The organism is Arthrobacter sp. AL05 (assembly GCF_029960715.1).
GTDB lineage: Bacteria > Actinomycetota > Actinomycetes > Actinomycetales > Micrococcaceae > Arthrobacter.
The window spans coordinates 1-17554 of the sequence record NZ_JASBRC010000003.1; the positions used below are offsets into that span (position 1 = coordinate 1).

Genomic DNA, 17554 nt, shown 5'->3' on the forward strand with positions numbered 1-17554 from the left:
GCGGCGATACCGGCGAAAGTCTTGATCGATGTGCGCATGGGAATGCTCCTTGAAAGTAGTTCAGTGGATGTATCCGTTCCCGCGGCCACACCGTAAGCGGTGCGGTCCTGACAATGAATCCAGCGGGTCCGGCTTGGTCTGTCAGGAGTACTTCGGGAACACCCCCCACCCCGGATGGGTCACCCCAAACCCGTAACCAACCCGTTACATCCGCTGGTGGACCGTCGCGGCCCATCCACTTCGGAATAGCCCGCGGACGGTGTGGGTTGACGCTCACTGAACACCCCGCCGGACGTCATCGTGGTCCGGCATCCTCAAACCGGAAGGATCCCCAGATGGATCTCAGCAACCGCCGAGGCATCATCACCGGCGCAGGTCAGGGCATCGGCCAGGCCCTGGCCCTCGAGTTCGCCGCCCGCGGTGCGCACTTGTTGCTCGTGGGCCGTAGGGAAGAAACGCTGAAGGAAACCGCTGCTCTGGTTCAAGCCGCCGGCGGCAGTGCCGAAATCCTTGTGCAGGACCTGAGCATGCCGGGCGCCGTGGACCGGGTGGTCGAGGCAGTCGTGGCGTGGGATGCCGTGGACTTGCTGATCAACAACGCCGGTAACGTCCGGGCGGGCCGCCTGGAGCTCTCCAGCGAGGTGGATGTGCGCTCGATGATCGACCTGAATCTCACCGCGCCGCTGCTGCTGACCCGGGCCCTCCTGCCGCAACTGCGGGCCAGCGGCACAGCGAGGGACAGTATTGTGCTCAATATTTCCAGTGGCATCGCGCTGGTGGGTATGCCGTTCTACGCTGTTTACGCTGCCACAAAGGCCGGGCTGGCACGCTTCGGGGAATCGTTGCGGCGTGAACTGCACGGCACCGGCGTGCACGTGGCCACGGTGTATCCGGGGGCGACGGACACCGCGATGATGTCCACCCAGAACGCCGGTGCTGATCAGGGCTGGGAGCGCCGGACAGTCGAGGCAGTCATCACGGACCTCATGGCCGGGCTTCTTGCCGGTGACCACGAAATCAACACGGCGCCCGAAAGCCGCCGCAGCATGCAGCGGCTCAATGTCGAGGACCCGATGGCAGTCGATGCGGCGTTGGCGCCCGGACTTGATGCCTTGGAAGCTTCAGTCCGGGACCATCGCAGCATCTAAGCGGCCAACCCGCGGACACCAAAGGTGCCGACGTGGGTGTTACCGTTCGCGCCGGGCACCGGCCGACGCGCTGACCGGAAAGATGTGCGGCGCGGCGAAGCCCGCGTCGGAGAACTCACGGGCAATTCCCTCGGCGACCCTGGCGGCGTCGCTGTTTCGCACCAGTGCGATCGCGGCGCCGCCAAAGCCCCCGCCGGTCATGCGGGCGCCGATACTGCCCAGTTCCTGGGCGCTGGAGACGGCGAGGTCAAGTTCCGGCGTGGAGATTTCGAAGTCGTCGCGCATCGAGACATGTGATTCGTTGAGGAATGATCCGATGGCGGCAGGGCCCGATGTCCGCAGCGCGGCGACGGTGTCCAATACCCGCTGGTTCTCCGTGATGATGTGGCGGACCCGGCGGAAGGTCTGCCCGTCCAGCAGGGCCTCGGCGCGGGGAAGGTCGCCGGGGCCAAGGGCCCGCAGGCTGGCGACGCCCATGGTGCGGGCGCCGTCCTCGCAGGACCGGCGTCGGCTGGCATAGCCGCCGTCCGCGTGCGAGTGGCTGGTGCGGGTGTCGATCACGAGGATCCCCACCCCGGCGGCGGTTAAGCCGAGGGCAATACTCTCGGTCGTGAGGTGCTGGCAGTCAAGCAGGATGCCATGATCCGGCTCGCCCAGAAGTGAAGCCGACTGGTCCATGATGCCGGTGGGCGCGCCGACCACACGGTTCTCGGCCAGTTGGCCGATCCTGGCCAGTTCCTGCCTGTCCAGCCCAAGTCCCCACAGCTCATTCAGGGCGAGGGCCACGGCGCATTCGACGGCAGCGGAAGAAGAGAGGCCGGCGCCGGCCGGGACGTCCGAGATCAGTGCCAGATCCATGCCGGTCAGCCCGGCGCGGGCAATGGTGGCACCGGCGTCGCCGGCACCTCCCGGCGGCTGGCTCATCGCCCAGGCAACGCCCAGCGGGTAGGCGGCCCAGCCGGTGAGCGCAGCCGGGTCGAGGTGGTCCAGGCTCACCTCCACCACGCCGGGATAGGAGCTGCTGGCCACCCGCAGCAGGCGGTCTTCCCGCGCGCGGGCCGCCACAGTGGTGCGCTTATCGATTGCGATCGGAAACGCGTAGCCGTCGTTATAGTCCGTGTGCTCACCGATCAGGTTGACCCGGCCCGGCGCCGACCACAGCCCGTCCGGCGCGCCGCCGAACTGGCTTTCGAAGTACTTGCTTCCACGGTGCAGGACGTCGTTCATGGCCGGAGGTGCTCCTGTCCTGCCGTGCGCTGACCTGCGACGGGCGGTTCCGTGGCCGCCCCGGCTGGCCCGCCGCCGGCTCTTTCGATGGCCTTGCGGAGCCGTGCGGCAGCGGTTTCCGGCGGGATGTCTGCTATAAACGCACCCATCGCCGCCTCGGAACCTGCCAAGTACTTGAGCTTGTCTTTTTCCCGGCGGGGGGAGGTCAGCTGCAGCATCAGGCGGATGTCGTCCCGGTGGACGTGGACGGGGGCCTGATGCCACGCCGAAATGTAGGGCGTGGGGGTGTCGTAGAGGGCGTCGATGCCGCGCAGGAGCCGGCGGTACAGCCGGGAGAACTCATCGCGTTCCCCGCCCGTTGTGGCGGCGAGATCCGGGACGTGCCGGTGCGGGAGGACGTGTACTTCCAGTGGCCAGCGCGCGGCAAACGGCACAAACGCCGTCCAGTGCTCACCCTGGAGCAGCACCCGCTCGGATTTCTGCTCAAAGTCAAGGATGTCCTCGAACAGCGAGCCGCCGTAATTTTCGATGGTGCGGACCAATTGGGCAGTGCGGGGAGTGATAAAGGGGTAGGCATAGATCTGTCCGTGCGGGTGGTGCAGCGTCACACCGATCGCCTCGCCCCGATTCTCGAAAGGGAAGACCTGCTCGACGCCGGGCAGCGCCGACAGCGCGGCCGTCCGGTCTGCCCAGGCCTCCACAACCGTGCGCATCCGGGACACGGACATCCCGGCGAGGGAACCGGTGTGTTCGGGGGAAAAGCACACCACCTCGCACCGGCCCACTGATTGCCGGCTGCGCCCCAGCCCGACCCGGGCCAGATCGTCCAGGGTTTCGGGCGCTTCGGGGCCGGACAGCCCGGGCCCGAAAGACGGGGATTTGTTTTCAAAGACGGCGACGTCATAGCGGCTCGGAATTTCCGAAGGATTGTCCGGCGACGCGGGGGCCAGCGGATCCAGATGCGAGGGCGGCAGGACCACCCGGTTCTGCCGGGCAGCCGCGATCGAAATCCATTCGCCGGTCAGGGCGTCCTGGCGCATCGTGGCCGTGGGCGGCCGGACGGCCGGCTCGCGGAGATCGTCCCCGCGTTCAGGCGGCAGGACGGTATCGGCATCATCGAAGTAGATGATGTCCCGGCCGTCGGAGAGCTTGTAGGAGCGCTTTGCAATCTGGCCCATGTCAGGAGCTCCTCACGGCGTGGCCGCCGGCTGGGGTTGGCCCGGCAGCGGTGACCCGGCGGGCGGTCAGGAGCAGCCCGTGCTCCGGGTTGAGGACAGGCATCGGAAGTCCGGAACCGGCCAGGAAACGGCCCGTCGCCTCAACGCCGGCGGCTAGCCACGCCGGCGGCACGGCCTGCAGGAACGCCCGCCTGTCGTCCGGCGCCGGGTAGACCGCTTCCACCCGATACACGGCATCCGGCAGCAACCCCGGGACGGCGATCCGGCCGGGGACTTCAGCGAACGAGGTCGCCACGGACACCAGCGCGAAGAGGGCCTCGCCGCCGTCGTGCGAAACGACGCCATGCAGCCGGAGGGCCGGATCGGACTCGTCGGCCCGCACCATACGTCCGGTGTGCAGCAGTGAGCGGTATTCCTTGAACAGGGCGATTGCTGCCGCAAGTTCGGTGCGCTCGGAATCATCGAGGTGCCGGACGTCCCATTCGAGGCCGAAATGGCCGAACATGGCCGTGATGGCCCGGAAGGAAAGGTCGTGGGTTCGTGCGGTGGTGTGGCTTCGGGTCGGTCCGATGTGGGATCCGACGAGTTCCGGCGGGACCACTATCCCGGTCCAGCGCTGGATGGTTTGCCGTTCCAGGGCATCGTTGCAGTCCGAGCCCCAGATCCGGTCCGTGCGTTCCAGGATGCCAAGGTCCACACGGGCACCTCCAGAGGAGCAGCTTTCGATCTCGACGCCGGGATGGGCCTTGCGGAGCTCGTCGAGGAGCCGGTAAACGGCCCTTGTCTGGTCGTGCACTGACGGCCGGCCGGCATGGCCCATTTCGCCGAGGTCCCGGTTCTGGTCCCACTTGAGGTAGGCGATGTTGTTTTCGCGCAGCAAGGCATCGAGCCGGTCGAAAATGTACTGCCAGGCCTCCGGATTGACCAGGTCCAGGACCTGCTGGTGCCGCCACCGCTCCGGCAGCCGGCCAGCCGGTCCGCCGTCGCTGGACGGCCGCGGGGCCGGGCCGGCGATCCAGCCCGGGTGGGCCCGGGCCAGGTCCGAATCTTCATTGACCATCTCTGGCTCGACCCAGAGCCCGAACTCCATCCCGTGGCCGGTGACCGCGTCAATCAGCGGGGACAAGCCTTCGGGCCACAGGTCCTCGTCAACGTACCAGTCTCCGAGGCCCGCACCGTCATGGCGCCGTCCCCGGAACCAGCCGTCGTCCAGGACGTAGCGTTCCACCCCAAGCCGGGCGGCGGATTCGGCGAGTTCAAGCAGTACCGGCATCCGGTGGTCGAAATACACCGCTTCCCAGACGTTGAGGACCACCGGGCGGGCCTTGCCGGACTCTGCGCCGGGGTGGTGCGGGCGCTGGCGGAACCAGGCGTAGAACGCGTCGCTGATACCGTCCAGCCCCTCGGCGGAGTACGCCGCGAACAACCAGGGCGTCTCGTAGCCGGTGTTTGCGGCGAGGGTGATCTCGCCGGAGCCAAGCAGCTCCGAGGCCCCGATCACCGTGCGGCCGTCGGGGGCGGCGTCGACGAAGCTCTCGTGGTTGCCGCTCCAGCCCAGGTGGACGGCCCACACCTGCCCGTGGCGGTTGCCGAATCCGGGGGTGCCGGCGGCCAGCAGGAGCGAGGCGTCATGGCCGGTCCGGCCGTGCCGCCCGGAGCGGACCCAGGTTCCCTGGCCCAGCGGCATCCGCTGGGGGTGCGACTCCCGGCACCACCGCCCGGTCAGGTCCAGGATCTCGGTGGCGGCGCGGCCCACCGGAAGCACCGCCGCGAGTTCCTCGACGCTATAGGGATCGGTCCCGTTGTTATCGAGCCGGTGCCGGAGCTGGAGCAGGCCGCCGTCGTTGATCCTGACCTCCGTGCGGACGGTGACACCCGCGGTTGGGTCGGCCTGGGTGATTACGGCTGAGCAGTCCGTCCCGCTGGATCGTTCCACCGCGCTCACGCGCAGGCGGGCCGAGAACGCCAGTCCGTTGCGGTGCCCGCGGAGGCCCGGACGCCCCCGCCAGCCGGAGGATGCCTGCGGGATCAGCCCGAGCGTGACGGGGATGTCGAGGGCCGAGTGCGGCACGGGGTCGCCCAACAGGGACAGGTCCGGAAGAGCCGGGCCAAGGTCGGCGCCGAAGTGCAGCAGGGCGGGTTCACCGGTGCGGAAATCGATCAGCAGTGACGTTCCTGAGCGGCGCAGGTAGAGCGGATCAGGGAGGGGCAAAGGGGTCTCGGGTGCACGAGTGAGGTCCGGGTTGTTCACGGTAGCTCCAGGCATAGGGGGTTGGGGTGGGCGGGCCGTACCGGTCAGCCCGGCGTGGCCAGGAGGCGTGCGGCGGGGACGGGCCGGGCGCCGCCGGCAGGAGCAAGTCGGAGCCGCCCCACGCGTTCGCCAAGAATGCGCCGGGCTTCACCGCCCAGGAGGTCGTCGCTGATGAGTTCGTCGGCATCCTCGAGGCTCGCAATCGTGCTGATACCCAGGGTGCCCCACTTCGTGTGGTCGGCGAGCACCACCACCCGGCGGGCCGCACTGACGAAAGCCCTGTCCGTCTCTGCCTCCAGGACGTTTGGTGTGGTGAACCCGGCATCGGCGTCGACCCCGTGGACGCCGAGGAACAGCACATCCAGGTGCAGTTGCCTGAGCGAGGAGGTGGCCAGCGGCCCGACGAGCGCATCCGAAGGGGTCCGCTCGCCGCCGGTCAGGATCACAGTGGACGCAGAGGAATTCTGGTGGAAAACGTCGGCGATCCGCACCGAGTTGGTGACCACCGTGATCCGGGGACCGGGGGACAACAGCTGGGCCAGCGCCCAGGTAGTGGTTCCGGCGCTGAGCCCCACGGCCATGCCTTCGCGAACCTGGGCGGCCGCCTCCTGGGCGATCGCCATTTTTTCGTCCTTGAGCTGCGTCACTTTCAGCTCAAAGCCCGGCTCGTGGGTGCTGGCCCCGCCGGGCAGCTTGGCCCCGCCATGGATCTTTTCCAGTACGCCGGCCGTGTCGAGCGCCTCGATGTCGCGCCGCACGGTCATCAGCGAGACGCCGAGCATCTTGGCGAGGTCCGTGACGCGGACAATCCGCTCACGCTGGACCTCCGCGAGAATGGCGGAATGACGGGCTGCGGCTAGCATGCGGAGTCCTTACAGGCTTGAGTGGGTTGACTTGGCGGCGGAGGGGCTGCCCTGCCGGGCGGTGGAACGGACGACGGCGACGGCCCCGGCTTCCAGCCCGAGCCCGCCGTCGAGCTCGGTGCCGGTAAGCAGGTCAACGCCTGCCAGCGGCAGCCGGACGTCCTGTGTTCCGTGGTTGATGCAGAACGTCCAGTCTGTTCCGTCTTTGCTTCGCCGGGTCACTTCGACACCGGCCGGCAGATCCGGGACAAGAGGCTGCACGGCCGCATCGGCACAGATGACGCCGAGCAGTTCGCCCAGGCCCGCCGGCGCGAGTGTTGTGGCGACGTAGTAGGCACGGCCGCTTCCGGCGAGGTTGCGGGTCACGGCGGGGGAACCGGCGGCCGGCCCCTCGTCGATGGCCGCCAGGACCTCGGCGGTGGTGGTACGCCCCAGCTCATTCCAGCAGGAGCCCGCACCGAAGCCGCTGAGCCGGACGCTTTCGCCGGCGCAAAGCGGAAAGAACTCTTCCATCCGTACCCCCAGCAGGGCACTGAACGCCCCCGGGTAACTGCCAAGCCTGATGTGGTCATTTTCGTCCACGATACCGGAGAAATAGGTCACCACCAGATGGCCGCCGGCGCGGACGTAGGCTTCCAGGTTTGCCGCCCCGGCGTCGGTGACGAGGTACTGCATCGGCGCGACCACCAGGCGATAACCGGCCAGGTCCTCGGTGCTCTGCCGAAAGTCCGTGGGAATGCCGGCCCGGTAGAAGGCGTCGTGCCAGCGCCTGGTTTCCGCGATGTTCGAGGCGTCCACACTCGGGTGCGAGTCCAGTTCCGAGGCCCAGCGGGCGTCGGTGTCGTGCAGGATAGCCACATCCACCTGGCCGGAGGCGCCGGTGACAACCGAACCGCTAAGCTCGGCCAGGCTGCGCAGCGACTGTCCCAGCTGGACGACTTCGCGCCAGACTTTGGTGTCCGTGCCGGCGTGCGGCAGCATTCCGGAGTGGAATTTCTCGGCGCCCGCGCGCGAGGCCCGCCACTGGAAAAAGAGCGCACCATCAGCGCCGCGGGCCACGTGCTGCATGGCATTGCGGAGCATCTGGCCCGGCGCCTTGGCGATGTTGCGGGGCTGCCAGTTGACCGCCGAGGTGGAATGCTCCATCAGGAGCCACGGCTTGCCCTTGGCCCAGCCGCGGGTGAGGTCAGCCGTTGCCGCCAGCTCCTGGAAATTCCGCGGATCTTCGGCAATGAGGTAGTGGTCGTTGGAGACCACATCCATTTCCTCGGACCAGCGCCAGTAGTCCACGGGCTGGTGCAGGCCCATGTTGAAGCCCATGAAGTTGGTGGTGACTGGATGCTCCGAGTGCGAGCGGATGATGGCCGCCTCGGCCGTGTAGCATTCGAGCAGCTCATCGGAGGAGTACCGGGCGAAGTCCAGTTGCTGGGTCGGGTTGACCCAGGTCCCGGACGTCCGGGGCGGCAGGATCTGCGCCCAGGCCGAGTAGCGCTGGGACCAGAATGAGGTTCCCCACGCGGCATTGAGGGCATCGATGCTGCCGTACCGAAGTTCGAGCCAGCGCCGGAAACCGGCAGCGGCACCGTCGGAGAAGTCAGGCTGGTTGTGGCAGCCGTACTCATTGTGGACGTGCCACATCACCACGGCCGGATGGTCCTTGTAGCGGAGCACGATCTGCTCGGTCAGCGCCGCGGCGGCGCGGCGGTAGTCCGGGCTTGAGGCGGCAAAAGCCTGCCGGGAACCGTAGCTGTGCCGCACGCCGTCGGCCGTCACCGGCAGTGATTGGGGATACTTGTGGCTGAACCAGGGCGGTGGGGAGGCCGTGGCGTTCGCCAGGTCAACCCGGATGCCGTTGGCATGCAGCAGGTCCAGGACCCGGTCCAGCCAGCCGAATTCGTAGCTGCCCTCGGCTGGTTCGAGCAGGGACCAGCTGAAGATGCCCACGCTGACCAGGTTGACGCCGGCCTCGCGCATCAGCCGGACGTCTTCGTCCCAGGTTTCCTCGGGCCACTGCTCGGGGTTGTAATCTCCGCCAAAGGCCAGCATCGGCGACCCTTCGGAGCCGAGACGGGCGCTGATGTAGTCCATGGCGGCGTTGTGGTTGCTGCTCACATTCATCCTTTGCTGGAGCCGAGGGTCAGTCCGGCGACGAAGTGCCGCTGAAGCATGAGGTAGATGATCAGGGCCGGGATCGCCGTAATCATGGCGCCCGCGGCAATGAGGTTGTAGTTGGACAGGAACTGGCCCTGGAGGTTGTTCACGGCCGTGGTCAGCGGAAGCCGGTCCCCGCTTTGAATAAAAAGAAGAGGCCAGAAGAAGTCGTTGTAAATAAAGATCACTTCCAAGGTGCCCATGGCCGCCAGCGCCGGGCGGCACAGCGGCAGGATGATCTCCCAGTACTGGCGCCAGATGCCCGCACCGTCCACGAGGGCGGCCTCCGTCAACTCGGAGGACAGCGCCTTCATGTAGTTGGAGAGCACAAAGGTGACGAAGCCGATTTGGAAAGCGGTATCAACGGCAATGACGCTGATGTAGGTATTGAGCAGGTTGCCCGAATCGCTGATGCTGTACGGCAGTTCGAAGTGCTTGAACATTTCAAACAGGGGAGCGGCCAGCACCTGGGGCGGCAGCAGGTTCCCGGCCGTGAACATGATCAGCAGGGTGATGTTGAACTTCCAGTTCACCCGGCTGACGGCGAAAGCCATCATGGAGGCGAAGAAGAGGATCAGCAGGACCGAGGGGACCGTGATCAGGACGGAGTTCCATGCGTACTGGGCGAAACCGGCCTGCGTCCATGCCTGCACGAAGTTGTCGAAACTGAAGGAGCCACCGAGGCTGAAGTAGCCGTATTTGTCGGTGTCTGCCTTCGGCCGCAGTGCCGTGAAGAGGGTCCACACCAGCGGAATCAGCCACATAATGGCCATAACGCTCAGGAAAATGTGGGTTCCGTAGTGCCGCTTCGCGGATGTTCGTTTTCCGGCGGCGCGCCCTGCCGCGCGGTTCGCGGCCGTGGGCTGGAGTTTCCTGCCGCCCACGTCGGGACGGGAGGGATTGGAGATGCTCATGCCTCTTTGTCCTTTCCGAATGCGCGGGAGAGGTAGAAGGTGATGGGAACCAGCGAGATAACCAGCAAGATGACTGCCAGGGCTGAGCCGACGCCGATCACTTGGCCTTCGCCGACGAGGTTCTGGACCACGAGGGCGCTGATCAGCTCCAGGCCGTTGGTGCCGCGGTTAATGACGTAGACGATGTCGAAGGCCCGCAGGGACTCGATGACTGTAATGACGATGATGATGACGTTGACCGGGCGCATGGCCGGGAAGATCACCCGGAAAAAGGTCTGCACGGCGTTGGCGCCGTCGATCTGGGCGGCCTCACGCAGGGTTGGGTCAACGCCCTTGAGCCCCGCCAAGTACAGGATCATCACGTAACCGGCGTGCCGCCAGGTGGCGGCCACCAGGGCAGCCCAGATGTTGACGCTCGAATCGCCGAACCAGTCGACTGCCTGCGGCGTTCCTGCGGTTCCGAGCAGGAAGTTCAACAGGCCGGTATCCCGGTTGTAGAACAACTGCCAGATGACGCCGATCAGTGCCAGTGAGAGCATCACGGGAGTGAAGAAGATGCTCTGGTAGATCTTGGTGCCGCGGATGTTCTGGTCCAGCAGGATCGCGAGCAGCAGCCCCAGTGGTGTGGCGATCAGCGCCAGAAAGATCAGCCACAGCACATTGTGCTGCACCGCGGGCCAGAACGGCGGGTAGTTCTGGGCGATGAATTCATAGTTGTCCACCCCGGCGGGTTTGATGTCCTCCAGGGTCAGGCCGTTCCATCGGGTGAAGGACAACGCGGCGGAGAGCAGCGTTGGAATCCAGACAAGGACCAGCTGAATCAAAGTCGGCAGGCCCACCATAAAGGCCAGGACCCACTTGTCGCTGCGGGACAGCCGGCGGACCCGCCGCACCGGGGCAGCGCCGGAGCGCCGCGCCGGGGCGGGGTTTGTGTTGGTTGATGTACTCACTAAGACGATTCCTCGATCTGGCTCGTTGGGGGAGTCTTCGTTCGGCGGCTACTGGGCGGCGTACAGTGCTTTGGCCTGGGCTTCCAGGTTCTTGACGTCGACGGCGCCGTCCTTGATAAAGGACTGCAGGGCCGGAATCATCACGTTATTGGCCATGGCCGGGAGGGCATCGCGGTCGAAGAACTGGCTGATGCTCTTGGCGTTGGTGATCACGTCGGCCATTTTTTTGTTCAGCGGCGAGAACTTGGACGTGTCAGTGCCCTTGGCGGCGGCGATGTTGGCAGAGTCGACCGAGGCGTAAACGTCTTGTCCCTCCGGGGTGCCGAGGTAGGCCATGAAGTCCCGAGCCGACTGGTTCTGGCCGCCCTTCTTGGACAGCAGGAGGCCATCGATGGGGGCTTCGACGGCGTCGCGGCCTTCCATCGCGATTTCCGGGAACTGGAAAAAGTCGATATCGTCAGCGACTGCCTTGTCCGTGTACTGCTGGGTCAGGAAGGAGCCAAGCAGGTACATGCCGGACTTCTTGTCGGCGAGGTTCTTGGCAGAGTCCTGCCAGGTCATGCCAAGGGCGTTGGGGTTCTGGTACGGCAACAGGGCCGTCCAGGTGTCAAAAACGTCGCTGACCTTCTTCTGGTCCCAGGATTCCTTGTGGGCTGTGAGGTCCATGTGGAACTGGTAGCCGTTGAGGCGCATGTTCATGTAGTCGAAGGTGCCCATGGCAGGCCAGCCGTCTTTGTCTGCAAATTCGATCGGGATCAGCCCGTCGCCTTGCATCTTTTTCGCCAGCGTTGTCAGCTGGTCGAACGTTTCGGGGACTTCGTAGCCCTTCTCGGTCCAGAGGCTCTTGCGGTAGAAGAATCCCCAGGGATAGTTGTAGTTCGGGATGAAGTACATCTTGCCGTCGCTGCCGGTGGACGCCTTTTTCATGGCGTCGGAGTAGTTGGCTCCGACCTTCTCCCAGACGTCGTCGATTGGCGCGAGCAGGCCCTTATCCGCGTAGTACTGCATCCGGTAGCCTGCGAACCAGGTAAAGGCGTCGTCTGGGCTTCCCTGCAGGTAGGTGTTGATCTTGTTCTGGAAATCGTTGTGCGGAACAACGTTGGTGTTGACGGTAACGCCGGACTTTTTTGTAAACGCATCCGTAACTGCCTTGTAGGCAGCCTTGGGCACTTCGTCGGAGGAGCCCGAGCCAAAGGAGAGCGAGGAGCTGCCGCTGCTGCCGCCGGCGGGGGCGCTGCCGCCGGTGCAGGCTGTGAGCAGGGGAATTCCGGCCATGGCGACTGCTCCGGCACCGAATGTCTTCAGCAAAGTCCGCCGGTCCCAGCCGCCGTGGCTGGAAGCCCGGCGCAGTGCGTCTTCATGCATGGTCATGATTTCTCCTTTGAAATAACGGCTGGCGTGTGAAGTAACTCACATCACTATCTATCATAAACGCACAATAAGGAACGTCAAGAGACCAAAGGGAACAATTTATGTCAGGTCGTTAGGCAAGCGAGTCGATGGCGGCCGAGGTGCGGGGTGGGTCTGCCGGGCCGCAGGTTAACCACGGATCCGGCCTGGGGAGATCCGCACGCCCCTGCTTAGTGGGACGCCGACCGGGGGACGCGCTCCGGTTCAGTCGTCGGATGGGCAGGCTCTGCAGGCGGTGATCAGCCCCGCGAAAGGAGCCGCAAGCTCAATAGAGTCAACTGTGATGGTCCCGGCCGAGTCCGAGCCGAAGTCATGGGTCTGTCGGAACCGTTTGAACGGGACCTTTACCGGCTCGTCGATGGGGGCGGGCACCAAAATGCCAGGCCCGCCAGGCTAGTGTTCCCTGGCGGGGTTAATCCTGCGCTAACGCCGGCGACGTCTGCTGCCCGCGGCCGGGCCGTCAAAGCTGTGTGGTCGTCGATGCTCCGGCAAAGATCAAGCCATTTCGATTTGGGCATGCGCGTCCGGTGGTGGTCCTCCCGGCAGGGTTCTGGAAGCAGGGACCGGGGTCCACGGTCTAGGGGGTGTCCCGGAGCGCAACGTCGATCAGGATCTCCGCCGCCGCCCGGGCCTGGCGCGCGGGCTCGGCGCTGGCGGCTATTGCCGCAGTGGTGATGGCGCCTTCGGCAAGGATGGCCAGTTGCGGGGCCAGCGATGCGGGGGCGCCGAGGTCCTCCGCCAGTTCAGCCAGATAGTCCTGGAAGTGTTTCTTCTGCTTCCTGACGATGTCGGTGATATTTCCGGAGGCACCGCCTACTTCCCCGAAGGAGTTGATAAAAGCGCACCCCCGGAATCCCTCAGAAGTGAACCAGCTGGCCAGGAAGTCGTAGACAGCCAGCAGCCGCTCGCGGGGCACCTGGGTCGATTCAACCTGCGCCGTCACCCCGGACGTCCACATACGCTCCCACGCGAACAGGACTTCTTCCACAATGGCTTCCTTGGACGGAAACAAGCGGTAAAGGCGCTTGAGCGGGACGCCCGATTCGGTCCGGAGTTCGTCCATTCCCACGGCAGTAAAGCCCCGGGCATAAAAAAGCACTGCGGCGGCGGCAATGACTTTCTCTCGGGATGCGTCGTCATCCGGCCGTTCGGCGGGCTGGTTCGCCGGCGCGGCACGCTCTGCTGTGGTCACCTCAACCACCCTTTCCAACACCCCGCTTGCCTAGATAACGATCGTTCTCTATGGTAAACCCTATGAAGTGAGAACCAGCGTTCTACGTTGGTATGGAGCGATCCGGCCACGGCTGTTGTAACCGTCAGTACCGAGAGTAGGGCGCTTTGGCCGCAGGCCCGGGCGCAACCCCTCACCCCGCTCGTGGTTCTCGGGCCGAAAGCTGAAGGCGCCATGAACCGTTTAGAGCAGGACGTACCTCCCCGGACCCACCAAGCCCGGGATCTCCTGGCCGGCCTCCTGGTGCGCACGTCCCACGGCGATCACCTGGCCTTTAATGAGTTCTACCGACACACGGCCCGCCAGGTGTCCGGATTGGTCCAGCGGGTTGTCCTCGACCGTGAGCTCAGCGAGGAAGTGGTCCAGGAAATATTCCTCGTGGTCTGGCAGGACGCGGCGAAGTACCAGCCGGCGCTTGGGACCCCAACAGCCTGGCTGATGACCATTGCGCACCGGCGGGCCGTTGACAAAGTCCGGTCCAGCCAAAGCAGCCGCAACCGTGACGACCGCTGGGCTGCGAGCGTGCCCGGTGCCTACGACGGTGTACTCGAAGCGGTGACAGCAAAGATGGAAGCCCGGGTCCTCATTGCGTCGCTGGCATGCCTGTCAGCACTTCAGCGGGAATCCATCGTCCTGGCCTACTTCGGGTCGCTTACTTACCGGGAGATCTCGGAGGAGCTTTCCGTGCCCCTTGCCACCATCAAGTCCAGGATCAGGGACGGCCTCCACAGGCTCAGGACGCAGCTGGAGCCGGCATAGCGGGAATCCCGCGGGAGCCCCTGCCCCGGGGGTGGCGGACGGCTCTGTTCGTCCCGGTACGCCGGCTGCCCACAGACAGGCCAGCCGGCGCTGCAGCTGCTGCAGGTAACCGACCGACCGGGGGGGCGGGGGCGTCAAGCCAGATCTGCAACGCAGGTCCCGGCTCCAGCCCATTCCAGGGCGCGGTACCAAGTCCGAAGCCCGCCACTAGTCCGAATCCGAGCCATAAAGCCCCTGGACACGCTGTGGGTCCATCCGACGGGCAGGCGCCGTCAGAGTGCCGTCCGGCACTCCAGGGGCCGCCCAGCCAGGACGAAACACCCGCAGCAGCAAGCCCCTGCCGGCACCGGCGCCGGGCCAAGTACCGGAACTGCTGTCGAGGCAATAACAACGGAGGAGCCGGAACAAGTTTCTTCCGGCTCCTCCGAGTCATTTCCGGTCAAGTGAACTGCGTTTGCGGAAGGTTCCGGCGATGGAGAGTTTGCTTGAGTATTGGATGGATCCGTAGCGGAAGAGGTGGACGGCGAGGCGGAGGATGAGGAATCCGAGGATAAAGAGTTCGGCGATGATGATTGTTGCTTCGAGCGGGCTAAGGGTGCCGAAGGCGTTGCGGAGCATGGCTGTGATCGGGGCGGAGAGCGGAAAGTAGGTGAAGATCTGCACGATGGGGGCGTTCGGGTCCGAGACGATGAGGGTGACGGCGTAGAAGGGTACAAAGATCAGGCCCATGAGCGGTCCGAAGATGCTGCCGGCGTCCTTGGCCGTGGGCATGATCGCGCCGATCGCGACCAGGACGCCGGTGAAGACGGTGAACCCGCCCAGCAGCAGAAGTGCCCCGACGATCATGGTTCCGGGTTCGAAGGTGAGGTTGGAAAGGTCGAAATCGGGGAGGGCGAGCTTTTCGCGGAAGAAGAGATAGCCGACAGCGATGGGGGCGAGGAAGACGATGATTTGGAGAAGGCCGACCATAAACAAGGCCACGACTTTGCCGACGATCAGGGTGGTCGGGTTCAGGGTGGTGAGGATCATTTCGGTAACCCTGTTTTCCTTCTCCTCCAGGGTGCTGTTGAGCATCTGGTTGGAGAGCAGGATGATCGAGACGTAGAAGATCAGCAGGAACATCAACGGCGGCACGACGGAGCCTAGCCCGCCGGCAAGCTGGCCGTCCTTGAACGCTTGGGATTCAGTTTTCACATTGCCGCTGGCCGCGGCGGTCAGTTGGGGGGAGCCGACGGCGGCTTGGGCCGAGGCGGTGAGGAGTTGCTTGGCGACGGCGTCGTACTTGCCGTTTTCGAAGATCCCTTTGTCCGTCCCGTAGACCTTAACCGGCTGGGTGGCCGGCTCGGCGGGGTACTCAAAATACGCATCTGTAGACCCGGCTTTGACGTCCTGCAGCGCTTTAGCCGGATCGCTGGCTTTCGTCCCGCCCATGGCGGTGGCGATCTGCGGAGTGATGAGACCGGAGGCATCGCTGTAGGTGAAGGACACTGTTGCGGTCTTCTGGGCGTCGGCGCTGGCCGCGGTGGAGGAGTTGCTGAGGAAGACTAGCGCGAACACGATCGCAAGCACCACCGGGATCGCCAGGGTGGCGATCCAGAATCCGCGTTTTTTCATGGTGCGGGTGAATTCGAATCCGATGACGGTGCCGAGGTTGTGCTGGGCGAAGGGGCGCTTCGGCGGGACCGGCCCCGGCCGGGGCGGGGGAGCGGGGGAGGGTTTAGTGCCCGTGGGATGTGTCATGGGGTGTTATGCCTCCGCCATCGTGTGGGCTTCGCCGTATACCTTGATAAAGATTTCATCCAACGACGTTCTCGCGGTGGTGAAGGACCGGACGGCCATGCCGTGATCGATAAGTTCGCGCAGGACGGCGGTTTCGTCGCAGCCGGGGCGTGGTGAGAGCTCGGCATTGGTCCCTGTGTTGGCTACGACGTCGTACAGGGCCGAGGCGGGAAGGACCCCGTCGTAGGAGAGCCGGTAGAGGGTCCCGCCGAATTGTTCCTGGACCTCGGCAACGGTTCCGTACGCCCGGGCCGTCCCGTCCTTGAGCAAGATCACCCGGTCGCAGAGCCGTTCGACTTCTTCCATCTGGTGGGTGACCATGATGACGGTCGCGCCGGCGAGTTTTTGTTCCTCGATGATGTCCATCAGCAGGCGCCGGTTCACCGGGTCAAAACCCTTGGTCGGCTCGTCCAGGATCAACAGCTCCGGATCGTTCATGATGGTCACACCGAGCTGGATTTTCTGCTGCTGACCGCCGGAGAGCTTGTCCAGCCGCATGCCGGCTTTGTCAGCAAGGTCGACCCGGTCCAAATACTCCCGGGACCAGGCTTTGGCGCGCGATTTATCCAGGCCCTTGAGCCGGCCGAAGTACACCATCACATCGAGGACGGACTCCTTTTTGTACAGGCCGCGTTCCTCGGGCAGGTACCCCAGCCGGGCACCGTCCTGCGGGGCGAAAGGTTTACCCCCGATGTGGAGGATCCCGGCCGTCGGCTGGTAAATCCCCAGAAGTGCCCGCAGCGTCGTGGTCTTGCCCGAACCGTTGCTGCCCAGGAACCCGAAAGTTTCCCCGGCCCGGACATCGAAGGAGAGGTCCTTGATGACCGTTGTGTCCCCGAAGTCCATCTGAAAATCCTGGATGTGTACCAGCGGCTCCGCCGCGTCCCCCAACGTCATGCACACCACTCTAACCGGACCCGTTATGGCAGGGTGGCCACGACTCGGCGCGGGGCCGGCCGGTGCCAACGGTGCCCAGACTGCCAACTAGGCTTGGCGCCATGACTTTCGAAGCGGTACTGGATTCCCTTCGCCGGATGGCTAAGGGCTCAACCCACTCCCACACAGGTGTGTGGATCTCAGCCCAACTGCGTCAGCGGATAGCTGCCGGCGAGCTCGCGCCCGGCACAAAGTTATCCGAGGAGGCCCTGGGTGATGCCCTGGGTGTCAGCCGGAACACGCTCCGGGAGGCGTTCACCGCGCTGAACGCCGAACATATTATTACCCGCATTCCCAACCGCGGAGTTTTTGTCGCCAGACCGTCCGCGGCAGACGTTCGTGAAATTTACCGTGTGCGCCGCTTTATTGAACCTGCAGCCGTGCTGTGGCAGGAACCAGCGCCGCTGGATGAGTTGCGGGTAATTGTGGCCGCGGCCCAGCTGGCCAGTTCCAGCGGGGATGTCAACGGGATGGCGGCAGCCAATCAGGAATTCCACCGGGCGTTGGTTGCGCGGGCGGCAAGTGAGCGGCTTGATTCGTTGATGGAGCAGGTCTTGGCGGAAATGCGGCTGGTGTTCCACTCGATGGGATCCGATCCGGCATTCCACGAGCCTTACGTGGCGGACAACGCGCACGTGATTGAGTTGATGGCCGCCGGGGACAATGCCGCTGCCGCGGAATTCGTGCGCCGCTATCTTGACCGGGCCGAGGCTCAATTGCTCGAGGCCATGACCGATTAGCCGGGCGCTGCGGCGCC

Annotated in this window: 14 protein-coding genes; 3 read left to right on the forward strand and 11 right to left on the reverse strand. The window is 65.0% G+C overall.

The window, feature by feature from the left end; genetic code table 11:
- The first annotated feature begins 335 nt into the window (after positions 1–335).
- The gene (locus tag QK287_RS04470; protein ID WP_226774704.1) at positions 336–1148 is read left to right on the forward strand and encodes an SDR family NAD(P)-dependent oxidoreductase; all 813 of its coding nucleotides are present in this window, start codon (positions 336–338) and stop codon (positions 1146–1148) included.
- A gap of 39 nt (positions 1149–1187) precedes the next feature.
- Here the strand turns inward: QK287_RS04470 and galK are convergent, their stop codons facing one another.
- From galK to QK287_RS04515, 9 genes are all read right to left on the reverse strand, one after another.
- Positions 1188–2375, reverse strand: a complete 1188-nt coding sequence (gene galK, locus QK287_RS04475) for a galactokinase (protein ID WP_226774703.1) — start codon at positions 2373–2375, stop codon at positions 1188–1190.
- Positions 2372–3553 (reverse strand): galactose-1-phosphate uridylyltransferase, encoded by a 1182-nt coding sequence (gene galT, locus QK287_RS04480; protein WP_282359432.1) that lies wholly within the window; start codon positions 3551–3553, stop codon positions 2372–2374. Before galT ends, galK begins: the two co-directional genes overlap by 4 nt.
- Before the next feature lies 1 nt (position 3554).
- Positions 3555–5804, reverse strand: coding sequence for an alpha-galactosidase (locus tag QK287_RS04485; RefSeq protein WP_282359433.1), 2250 nt, complete (start codon positions 5802–5804; stop codon positions 3555–3557).
- Between the two features lie 44 nt (positions 5805–5848).
- Positions 5849–6667, reverse strand: coding sequence for a DeoR/GlpR family DNA-binding transcription regulator (locus QK287_RS04490; protein ID WP_253031583.1), 819 nt, complete (start codon positions 6665–6667; stop codon positions 5849–5851).
- Between the two features lie 9 nt (positions 6668–6676).
- Positions 6677–8785, reverse strand: a complete 2109-nt coding sequence (locus QK287_RS04495) for a beta-galactosidase (protein ID WP_282359434.1) — start codon at positions 8783–8785, stop codon at positions 6677–6679.
- A complete protein-coding gene (locus QK287_RS04500) occupies positions 8782–9732 on the reverse strand; it encodes a carbohydrate ABC transporter permease (RefSeq protein ID WP_226773455.1) in 951 nt (316 codons plus the stop codon). The genes QK287_RS04495 and QK287_RS04500 overlap by 4 nt, the downstream gene beginning before the upstream one ends.
- The gene (locus tag QK287_RS04505) at positions 9729–10625 is read right to left on the reverse strand and encodes a sugar ABC transporter permease (RefSeq protein WP_226773515.1); all 897 of its coding nucleotides are present in this window, start codon (positions 10623–10625) and stop codon (positions 9729–9731) included. The genes QK287_RS04500 and QK287_RS04505 overlap by 4 nt, the downstream gene beginning before the upstream one ends.
- A gap of 105 nt (positions 10626–10730) precedes the next feature.
- Positions 10731–12053: an extracellular solute-binding protein gene (locus tag QK287_RS04510; RefSeq protein ID WP_282359436.1), complete on the reverse strand. Its 1323-nt coding sequence runs from the start codon at positions 12051–12053 to the stop codon at positions 10731–10733.
- A 616-nt stretch (positions 12054–12669) separates the two neighbouring features.
- Positions 12670–13284 carry a TetR/AcrR family transcriptional regulator gene (locus tag QK287_RS04515; protein ID WP_282359437.1) on the reverse strand — a complete coding sequence of 205 codons (615 nt, stop codon included), beginning with the start codon at positions 13282–13284 and terminating at the stop codon, positions 12670–12672.
- 213 nt (positions 13285–13497) lie between these two features.
- Between QK287_RS04515 and QK287_RS04520 the strand changes: the two genes are divergently transcribed.
- The gene (locus tag QK287_RS04520; protein ID WP_282359438.1) at positions 13498–14082 is read left to right on the forward strand and encodes a sigma-70 family RNA polymerase sigma factor; all 585 of its coding nucleotides are present in this window, start codon (positions 13498–13500) and stop codon (positions 14080–14082) included.
- A 429-nt stretch (positions 14083–14511) separates the two neighbouring features.
- On the opposite strand, the gene QK287_RS04525 is transcribed toward QK287_RS04520, so the two are convergent.
- Both QK287_RS04525 and QK287_RS04530 read right to left on the reverse strand, forming a co-directional pair.
- Positions 14512–15822 carry an ABC transporter permease gene (locus QK287_RS04525; protein ID WP_282359439.1) on the reverse strand — a complete coding sequence of 437 codons (1311 nt, stop codon included), beginning with the start codon at positions 15820–15822 and terminating at the stop codon, positions 14512–14514.
- Between the two features lie 6 nt (positions 15823–15828).
- On the reverse strand, positions 15829–16758 hold the full coding sequence (locus QK287_RS04530) for an ATP-binding cassette domain-containing protein (RefSeq protein ID WP_282359440.1): 930 nt from the start codon (positions 16756–16758) through the stop codon (positions 15829–15831).
- Positions 16759–16859: 101 nt separating this feature from the next.
- Between QK287_RS04530 and QK287_RS04535 the strand changes: the two genes are divergently transcribed.
- Positions 16860–17537, forward strand: coding sequence for a GntR family transcriptional regulator (locus QK287_RS04535; protein WP_282359441.1), 678 nt, complete (start codon positions 16860–16862; stop codon positions 17535–17537).
- Positions 17538–17554: the final 17 nt, after the last annotated feature.

What these genes read in the sequence shown, in the direction of transcription:
- QK287_RS04500 (WP_226773455.1), bottom strand. Translation starts at nt 9,732, where the DNA reads ATGAGCATCTCCAATCCCTCCCGTCCCGACGTGGGCGGCAGGAAACTC.
- galT (WP_282359432.1), bottom strand. Translation starts at nt 3,553, where the DNA reads ATGGGCCAGATTGCAAAGCGCTCCTACAAGCTCTCCGACGGCCGGGAC.
- QK287_RS04530 (WP_282359440.1), bottom strand. Translation starts at nt 16,758, where the DNA reads ATGACGTTGGGGGACGCGGCGGAGCCGCTGGTACACATCCAGGATTTT.
- QK287_RS04535 (WP_282359441.1), top strand. Translation starts at nt 16,860, where the DNA reads ATGACTTTCGAAGCGGTACTGGATTCCCTTCGCCGGATGGCTAAGGGC.
- QK287_RS04525 (WP_282359439.1), bottom strand. Translation starts at nt 15,822, where the DNA reads ATGACACATCCCACGGGCACTAAACCCTCCCCCGCTCCCCCGCCCCGG.
- QK287_RS04490 (WP_253031583.1), bottom strand. Translation starts at nt 6,667, where the DNA reads ATGCTAGCCGCAGCCCGTCATTCCGCCATTCTCGCGGAGGTCCAGCGT.
- QK287_RS04470 (WP_226774704.1), top strand. Translation starts at nt 336, where the DNA reads ATGGATCTCAGCAACCGCCGAGGCATCATCACCGGCGCAGGTCAGGGC.
- QK287_RS04510 (WP_282359436.1), bottom strand. Translation starts at nt 12,053, where the DNA reads ATGACCATGCATGAAGACGCACTGCGCCGGGCTTCCAGCCACGGCGGC.
- QK287_RS04495 (WP_282359434.1), bottom strand. Translation starts at nt 8,785, where the DNA reads ATGAATGTGAGCAGCAACCACAACGCCGCCATGGACTACATCAGCGCC.
- galK (WP_226774703.1), bottom strand. Translation starts at nt 2,375, where the DNA reads ATGAACGACGTCCTGCACCGTGGAAGCAAGTACTTCGAAAGCCAGTTC.
- QK287_RS04520 (WP_282359438.1), top strand. Translation starts at nt 13,498, where the DNA reads ATGAACCGTTTAGAGCAGGACGTACCTCCCCGGACCCACCAAGCCCGG.